This is a genomic window from Promicromonospora kroppenstedtii DSM 19349 (genome assembly GCF_000515355.1).
Classification (GTDB): Bacteria; Actinomycetota; Actinomycetes; order Actinomycetales; family Cellulomonadaceae; genus Promicromonospora; species Promicromonospora kroppenstedtii.
Window position 1 is genome coordinate 1237 of the sequence record NZ_KI911630.1, and the last position, 7412, is coordinate 8648.

The following is a 7412-nucleotide window of genomic DNA, read 5'->3' on the forward strand; positions in this document are numbered from 1 at the left end:
ACCTCCAGCTCCGGGTCGGTGATGGTGCGCGAGCCGCCGGCCATCGCCCGCAGGAGGCGCACGGTGCGCATGCCGCGCAGCCAGACGGAGCGGCCGTGCCCGGTGGGCGGCGGGCCGGCCGCGAAGTACGTGTCGCGGTTCGACTCGTCGTAGCCGTAGTACCCGTACGGCCAGTCGGCGGTGTTGAGCATCTTCGGCGTCTGGTCCACGATCACGACGCTGCGCAGGCGCGCGGTGCCGTGCTCGGCCACGTACGCCCACACCGTGTTGCCACCCATCGAGCCGCCGACCAGGGTCACGTCGCGCAGGTCGAGCTGCTCCAGCACGGCGTCGACGTCGCGAGCGCGCCGCCGCATGGTGGCGCCGGGCGCCATCGGCTCGGTGGCGCCGTGCCCCGGGAGGTCGACGGCGAGCACGCGGTAACCCGCCCGCGCCAGCGCAGGGACCTGGAAACGCCAGGAGGTGGCGGCCGCCTTGAACCCGGCGAGCAGCACGACCGGTCTGCCACCGGCGGGGCCGGACTCGGAGAGGTCGAGGCGGACGCCGTCGTCGGTGCGCAGGTGCATGCCGTCACAGTAGCCAGCGCCGGCATCGGCCCGCCCTGCGGGACGGACCGCCCTGCGAGACGCCCCGCCCCCGACGCACAGCCGCGACATACTGGCGGGCGATGCGACCCGAACGGCTCACTCCCCATGCCCGTGACCTGACGACACGCTCCCTGGACTGGATGGACCAGCAGTGGGACCCGGAGGCCGGCCTGCTGCGCGCACCGGAGGAGCCCGGGGGCAGGGGCGGCGCGCCCGTGGGGCACATGGTGCGCGAGACCGGCTGGTATGCGCTGGGCCTGCTCATGCGGAACCTGCCCGCCCGCTCCGGTTCGGGACCGGCCGACGACGGTGTCGAGGCCGATCTCGACCGCGCCCGGCGTGCCCTCGGGCGCGTCCTGGACCACCAGCTCGACGCCCCGGGCGAGCGGTTCCACGGCACGTGGCTGCGCGGTCCGCACGAGCAGCGCCCGACGGCCCGGTCCGTCGAGTGGCGCGACTACGACCCGAACTGGCGCGAGTTCATCGGCACCACGCTGGTCGTCGTCGCGACCGAGTTCCCCGAGGCCCTGGACGGCGACCTGAGCCGCCGCGTCGACGCCGCGCTGCGCCTGGCGGTTGAGGGCACGCTGGCCCGCGGCGTCGACCCGCGCTACACGAACATCGCGCTCATGACCGCGTTCCTGCTGCAGCACGCCGCCGTCCGCCTGGGCGAGCCCGCCTGGGACGCCCCGGCCCTGCGGCTCGCCGAGCAGGTGCTCGCGCGGTTCCGGGTGGACGGGACGTTCGACGAGTACAACTCCCCCACCTACTACGGCATCGACCTGTACGCGCTGGCGCTGTGGCGGCGGTACGCGCACCAGCCCTTGCTGCGGGCCGCCGGCGCCGAGATGGAGGCGGGCCTGTGGCAGGACACCGCGCGGCACTACCACGCGGGCCTGCGCAACCTGGCCGGACCGTACGACCGGAGCTACGGCATGGACCTGCGGCAGTACGCCTCGGGGATCGGGCTGTGGATCTGGGCGTCCGTCGGGCGCGGCCTGGCGCCGTTCCCGGAGACCGACCGGCCGTTCCGGCACGCGTGGGACCTCGCGCTCGGCCCGGTCGTCGCCGTCCTGGGCGCCGAGGTGCCGGTCGACGCCCTGGCCCACCTGACCGGATTCCGCGGCGAGCGCCAGGTGGACCAGGTGATCGTGCGCGACCCACGGCGGGTCGCCACGTCGTGGGTCGGCGAGCGGCTGCTGGTCGGCGCGGAGGACGTCGGGGGCGAGCGCGGGAACCTGGCCGACCAGTTCCATCCTGCGACGGTGCACTGGGCTATCGGGGCGGGGCCGGACAACGGCGGGGCGGTCCGCGACGATGCCGGGCGGGCTGCCGACGTCGGCTGGATCCGCCCGGTCAGCGACCTCGCCGTCGATGCCCGTGCCGACGGGCCGTCGCTGGCCCTGACCTGCGACCGGCACGACGGCGGCGACCTCGCCCTCGCGTTCCAGGTCCGGGCCCCTGGCCTGGACCCAGCCGGGTTCGCGGCGGACCGCTGGGCGCTGCCGGGACTGGAGGCGGTGGTGCAGGCGGAGGCCGAGCTGGTCGCCGTCGAACCCGACCCCAGGGACGACACCTGGTGGGTCCGCTACGTCGCCCGCGCGGTCCCGGCCGGCCGGCCGACCGGGTTCGCGATCGCCCTGCGGATCACGGACTGACCGCTCGCTGCTCTGAGCAGTGCTGCTGAGGGCAGATCCGCCTCCCCGGGGGCTGCCCGCCGGGGCACGGTGGGCGCATGACCGAATCACCGAAGGCGCCCCAGTTCGGCGAACGCTCCCGCCGCGACCTGTACGAGCGACGTGTCCTGGTCCTCGACGGACCACTCGACGACGACAACGGCACGCTGCTGATGACGCAGCTGATCGCGCTGGCCACGGAGGACCCGGCGTCGGACATCGATCTGTGGATCCACTCCCCGGGCGGGTCGGTGCCGGCGATGCTGGCCATCCGCGACCTGATGCGCACCATCCCGAACGACGTGTCCACGCTGGTGCTGGGCATCGCCTACAGCGCGGGCCAGTTCCTGCTGTCGGCGGGCACGCGCGGCAAGCGCCGCGCGCTGCCGAACGCACGTGTGCTCATGCACCAGGGGTCCGCGGGGATCGCGGGCACCGCCGTCGACATCGAGCTGCAGGCCGACGACCTGCGGCACACCCGCGACACCGTGCTGCGCCTGATCTCCGAGGACACCGGGCAACCGGTCGAGCGCATCTTCGACGACTCGCTGCACGACCACTGGTACACGGCCGAGGAGGCGCTGGAGTTCGGGTTCATCGACACGATCGTGAGCGGCTTCGACGGCATCCGGCCGCGGGAGCGCGCCCGGACCGGGTTCAGCACGGCGACGACCGAGGGGGGCGCACGATGAGCAGCTACACGATCCCGAACGTCATCGCGGCGCACCCGCGGGGCGAGCGCATCATGGACGTCTACTCACAGCTGTTGAGCGAGCGGATCATCTACCTCGGCACTGCGATCGACGCCGGGGTGGCCAACGCGCTGATCGCCCAGCTCATCCACCTGGAGTCGAGCAGCCCGGAAAGCGACATCCAGCTCTACATCAACTGCGAGGGCGGCGACCCGAGCGCGGGGATGGCCATCTACGACACGATGCGCTACATCCGGTCGCCGGTGTCGACCACCGTCGTGGGGCAGGCGGTCGCCGTCGGCGCCGTGCTCCTGGCCGCCGGCGCCGAGGGCAAGCGGGCGGCGCTGCCGCACGCGCGGGTCATCCTGCACCAGCCGGCTGCACAGGGCAGGGGCGCGATCCCGGACCTGATCCTGCAGGCGGACGAGGTGGTCCGGATCCGCGCCGACATGGAGGCCGCGCTCTCCCGGCACACGGGGCAGAGCGTCGGCACGCTGCGCACGGACACCGACCGGGACCGGATCTTCACGGCCGGCGCCGCGCTGGAGTACGGGCTGCTGGACCACGTGATCGAACAGCGCTGACCGGGGCGGCCTGGGTCGGACGCCGTCCGACCTAGGCCGCCAGCGCGAACGCCGCCCGGCAGGTCGGCTGCCCCCAGGCCCCCTGGACGGTGGCCAGCCGGTCGGCGACCGCGCTGACCAGGTCGACCAGCGTGATGTCCAGGGCACCTGCGATCGCGGCGATCATCTCGCTCGACGGCTCCTTGACCCCCCGCTCGATCTCCGAGAGGTACTGCGGCGAGATCCCCGCCCGGCGCGCGGTCCGGTCGAGGGTCTCGCCGCGTTCGTGCCGCAGCTGCCGCAGCCGCTCCCCGACCAGGTGCCGCCACAGGGGCTCGCGTCTCGTCCATGTCGGCCGGGCCGACGGCGGCGCGTCGGTGTCCGAAGGCACGTCGTGCACGAGCTGCGGAGGCGGGGCGGTCTCGGCCATGGCTTCGAGCGTAGGGCGGCCCCGCCGACGGGGCGGGGCGTTCTGCTGAGAGCAGCGGGCGCCCGGGACGACGGTGGACGGATCGGGCACTATGGAGGCATGGCTACCGACCTCTGGATCACCGGCGACCCCGACACGGACCGGCTGCTCAGCGACGACCCGTTCGCCCTGCTGGTCGGCATGCTGCTCGACCAGCAGTTCCCGATGGAGCACGCGTTCGCCGGCCCCGGCAAGATCCGTGACCGCATGGGCACGTTCGACGTCCGCGCCATCGCGGAGGCCGACCCGGACGAGTTCGTGACGCTGGCGACCACTCCCCCGGCCATCCACCGGTACGGCCGCTCGATGGCGGGTCGCGTGCTGGAGCTCGCCCACGTCGTCGTCGACGAGTACGACGGCGACGCCGCCCGGATCTGGACCGCGCCCGGGGCCGATGGTGGCGCCCCGACCGGCCGCGAGGTGCTCAAGCGGCTCAACGCGTTGCCGGGCTACGGCGAGCGCAAGGCCAAGATCTTCCTGGCGCTGCTCGGCAAGCAGCGTGGAGTCCAGCCGGAGGGCTGGCGCGGGGCTGCGGGCGAGTTCGGCGAGGACGGATCGCGCCGCTCCATCGCGGACGTGACCAGCGCGGAGACGCTGCAGGAGGTCCGCACGTTCAAGAAGGCCCAGAAGGCCGCCGCCAAGGCTGCTGGCTGAGCGGGGACCGCCGAGCCGCGGTACGGGCGGGCTCAGTCGGGCAGCACCTCGACGTACCGTCTCGCCTCCTGGTAGAACGTCCAGTCCGACATCGCACGCAGGTGCTCGAACGCCTCGGCCAGGTCGGCCTCGTCGGCCGCGCCGAAGCTGACGAGCCGCACCTCGAAGCCGGGCCCGTGCGCGACGCACTCAAGGGCCGCCTCACCGTTGTCGAACGGTTTCTCGTGACACTCCCCGAACGTGAGACCGTCCCTGGAACGGTCGTCGTGCACCGTCGCGGTCGAGCTGACGTGGACCTCCTCGCCGTCCGGCATCTGGTACACCGCGACGGAGGATCCCTCACCGAGCGCGATGTACTGCTCTTCGTAGCCGGGTCCGGCCAGCGTGTACGGCACACCGTGCGCCGCGGCACGCTCCCGGAAGTCGCCGAACGTCGTGAACGCGGACAGGACTGCCGGGACAAGTGCCGGGCTCAGCAGGACGGCGCCCGCGACCAGCCGGCCGATCGTCCCGATCCTGGGCTGCCCGACCGCCGCCGTCGCCCCACCGATGATCCCCGTGGCGAGCATCGCGGTTCCGGGCCCTGACACGAGTGCGTCCGCCTGCAGGTACCAGCCTGCGAGCAGCCCGCCGGCGATGAGCGGAGCGAGCGCGCCGACGGCAGCCCTCCCGCCGGCCACGCCCACGACGACGGCACACCCGAAGGCCAGCAGGAGGACGAAGACGGCGAAGACGAGCACTGTCGGCGCCAGCGACGACGTATCCCAGGCCATCAGGAGCGAGTAGAACCCGGCAGGCACGAGCGCCAGCCCGCAGATCAGGCCGACGAGCACGGAGGCCCAGACGGCAGGCCCGGCGCCCGGCCGGTCAGGACCAACGCCAGGCTCACCCGAGTCACGTCCCACCACGCGATCGACGTCCGACACACATACCTCCGCATCCCGGGGCCGTCGAGTCTGTCAGGTGAGGGCGCGCGTGTCACCGAATTTGGGCGCCCCTCAGGAGTGCCGATCGCTCCTTGACTCGGGCATGCTCCAGGCGAGACACTGCGACGGATATCGTCACAGTGTCACACCCGGAGGCGCACCATGGTCGACAGCAGCAGACGGCGGGACGCCCTGCTCGACGCCGCCGCCGGGCTGCTCCTGAGCCGGGGCTACGACAAGCTGACCATGGTCGACGTCGCCGAGGCCGCCGACCTGAGCCGGACCATCGTGTACCGACACTTCGCCTCGAAGCGGGAGCTCACCGACGCGGTCGCGGCCCGCGCCCTGGCCGACTACGCCGTCCGCTGGCGCACGGCCCTGCGCGACGAGCCGACACCGGGCACGCCCGCGAGCATCTATCGGGCGGGGTTCCGCGTGGTGGCTCGCGACCCGCTGCTCACCGCCATCGCGACGCGGGACCGCGACGTCTTCGGCCGGTACCTGCGCGACCCCGCGGCGACCATGCCCGGCCCGGCGGGACCGGCGTTCCTCGGCAACTTCCTCACCCTGCAGCAGCAGGCAGGGGTGATCCGCAAGGGCGTCGACCTCGCGTCCGTCGCCGTCGTCCTGGAGTCGCTGACGGCCGCGATCATGACCGCGATCCGGGCGCACCATGACGAGCCGGACGGCCCGTCGCCGGAGGCCCTGATCGACACCGTCACCGAGATGATCGACCGGATGCTGACGCCGGACGAGCCCGACACCGACGCCGCCATGGCTCTCCTCGACGGCCTGCTCGACCAGCGCTAGCTCGTCCCACCCACCCGCGAAGAAGGGCGACCATGCAGATCACGATCCTCACCGCCGGCTCGCGGGGCGACGTCGAGCCGCTCCTCGGCCTGGCGGTCGCGCTGCGCGACCAGGGCCACCACCCCACCGTCGTCGGCTCGCCGGACTTCGCGGAGCTGGCGGCGTCCTACGGCACCGAGTTCGAGTCGTTCGGCCCGGTGCTGCCCAGGTACGCGGACAACCCGGAGCTCGTCGAGCTGGTCGAGTCGGGCAACATGCTGCGGTTCATGGCCTACGGCGCCAAGACCCGCAAGCAGATGCTGCCGCAGATCATCGACGACATCTGGCGTGCCACGAAGCACAGCGAGGCGATGCTCTACAAGGGGCCGACCACGCTGTACGGGTACAGCGTGGCGGAGAAGCTCGGTATCCCCTGCGCCGACCTGCAGTTCTTCCCGGTCACCCCCACCCGCGCGTTCCCGACGTTCTTCCTGGGCGACGGCCGCAGCCGCGGCGCCGTCCTGGACCGGGCGGGCTGGTGGGGCACGGACCAGCTGATCTGGCGCACCATGCAGCGTCCGGGCGTGAACCGGCAGCGGCGCGAGGTGCTCGGCCTGCCGCCCCTGCGCACCAACGCCCGCGTGCTCCAGGACCGGCAGAACATGCCGCTGTACTACGCGTACAGCCCGCTCGTGCTGCCCCGCCCTGCCGACTGGCACCCCCGTATCCAGGTCACCGGGTACCTGCCCACCAGCGCTCCGGTCGGGTGCGAACCGCCGGCGGAACTCGTCCGGTTCCTCGACGCGGGTGAGCCGCCCGTGTCGTTCGGCCTGGGCAGCGTGCCGACGGCGCGGCCCGGCCGGCTGGTGGACGCGTTCATGGAGGCCCTCGACCGCACCGGGCGCCGGGGCATCCTCATCGGCGGCTGGGCGGACCTCGGCCGGGACCGCGAGCTCCCCGAGCACGTGCTGCGCGTCGAGTCCGCCCCGTACGACTGGCTGTTCCCGCGCCTCGCCGCGGCGATCCACCACGGCGGCGCCGGCACGACGGCGGCGG

Annotated in this window: 9 protein-coding genes; 6 read left to right on the plus strand and 3 right to left on the minus strand. The window is 73.2% G+C overall.

The features are described 5' to 3' along the window. Window positions 1–566: alpha/beta fold hydrolase (locus PROKR_RS06080; RefSeq protein WP_051432735.1), on the minus strand; the 566-nt coding region annotated here is incomplete at its 3' end. A gap of 101 nt (window positions 567–667) precedes the next feature. On the opposite strand from PROKR_RS06080, the gene PROKR_RS06085 reads away from it, so the two are divergent. From PROKR_RS06085 to PROKR_RS06095, 3 genes are all read left to right on the plus strand, one after another. Then, on the plus strand, window positions 668–2245 hold the full coding sequence (locus tag PROKR_RS06085) for a hypothetical protein (RefSeq protein WP_157601917.1): 1578 nt from the start codon (window positions 668–670) through the stop codon (window positions 2243–2245). A gap of 77 nt (window positions 2246–2322) precedes the next feature. Beyond that, window positions 2323–2955: a ClpP family protease gene (locus PROKR_RS06090; protein WP_036960711.1), complete on the plus strand. Its 633-nt coding sequence runs from the start codon at window positions 2323–2325 to the stop codon at window positions 2953–2955. After that, window positions 2952–3539 carry a ClpP family protease gene (locus tag PROKR_RS06095; RefSeq protein WP_036960714.1) on the plus strand — a complete coding sequence of 196 codons (588 nt, stop codon included), beginning with the start codon at window positions 2952–2954 and terminating at the stop codon, window positions 3537–3539. The genes PROKR_RS06090 and PROKR_RS06095 overlap by 4 nt, the downstream gene beginning before the upstream one ends. A 31-nt stretch (window positions 3540–3570) precedes the next feature. On the opposite strand, the gene PROKR_RS06100 is transcribed toward PROKR_RS06095, so the two are convergent. Then, window positions 3571–3948, minus strand: a complete 378-nt coding sequence (locus tag PROKR_RS06100; protein WP_036960716.1) for a helix-turn-helix domain-containing protein — start codon at window positions 3946–3948, stop codon at window positions 3571–3573. Between the two features lie 99 nt (window positions 3949–4047). Between PROKR_RS06100 and PROKR_RS06105 the strand changes: the two genes are divergently transcribed. Next, a complete protein-coding gene (locus PROKR_RS06105) occupies window positions 4048–4641 on the plus strand; it encodes an HhH-GPD-type base excision DNA repair protein (RefSeq protein WP_036960719.1) in 594 nt (197 codons plus the stop codon). Window positions 4642–4673: 32 nt separating this feature from the next. On the opposite strand, the gene PROKR_RS06110 is transcribed toward PROKR_RS06105, so the two are convergent. Continuing rightward, window positions 4674–5474, minus strand: coding sequence for a hypothetical protein (locus PROKR_RS06110; protein WP_036960721.1), 801 nt, complete (start codon window positions 5472–5474; stop codon window positions 4674–4676). 255 nt (window positions 5475–5729) lie between these two features. On the opposite strand from PROKR_RS06110, the gene PROKR_RS30570 reads away from it, so the two are divergent. Further along, window positions 5730–6377, plus strand: a complete 648-nt coding sequence (locus PROKR_RS30570; RefSeq protein ID WP_051432731.1) for a TetR/AcrR family transcriptional regulator — start codon at window positions 5730–5732, stop codon at window positions 6375–6377. Between the two features lie 32 nt (window positions 6378–6409). Then, the coding region (locus PROKR_RS34025) for a glycosyltransferase (RefSeq protein ID WP_036960724.1) at window positions 6410–7412 on the plus strand (1003 nt) is incomplete at its 3' end.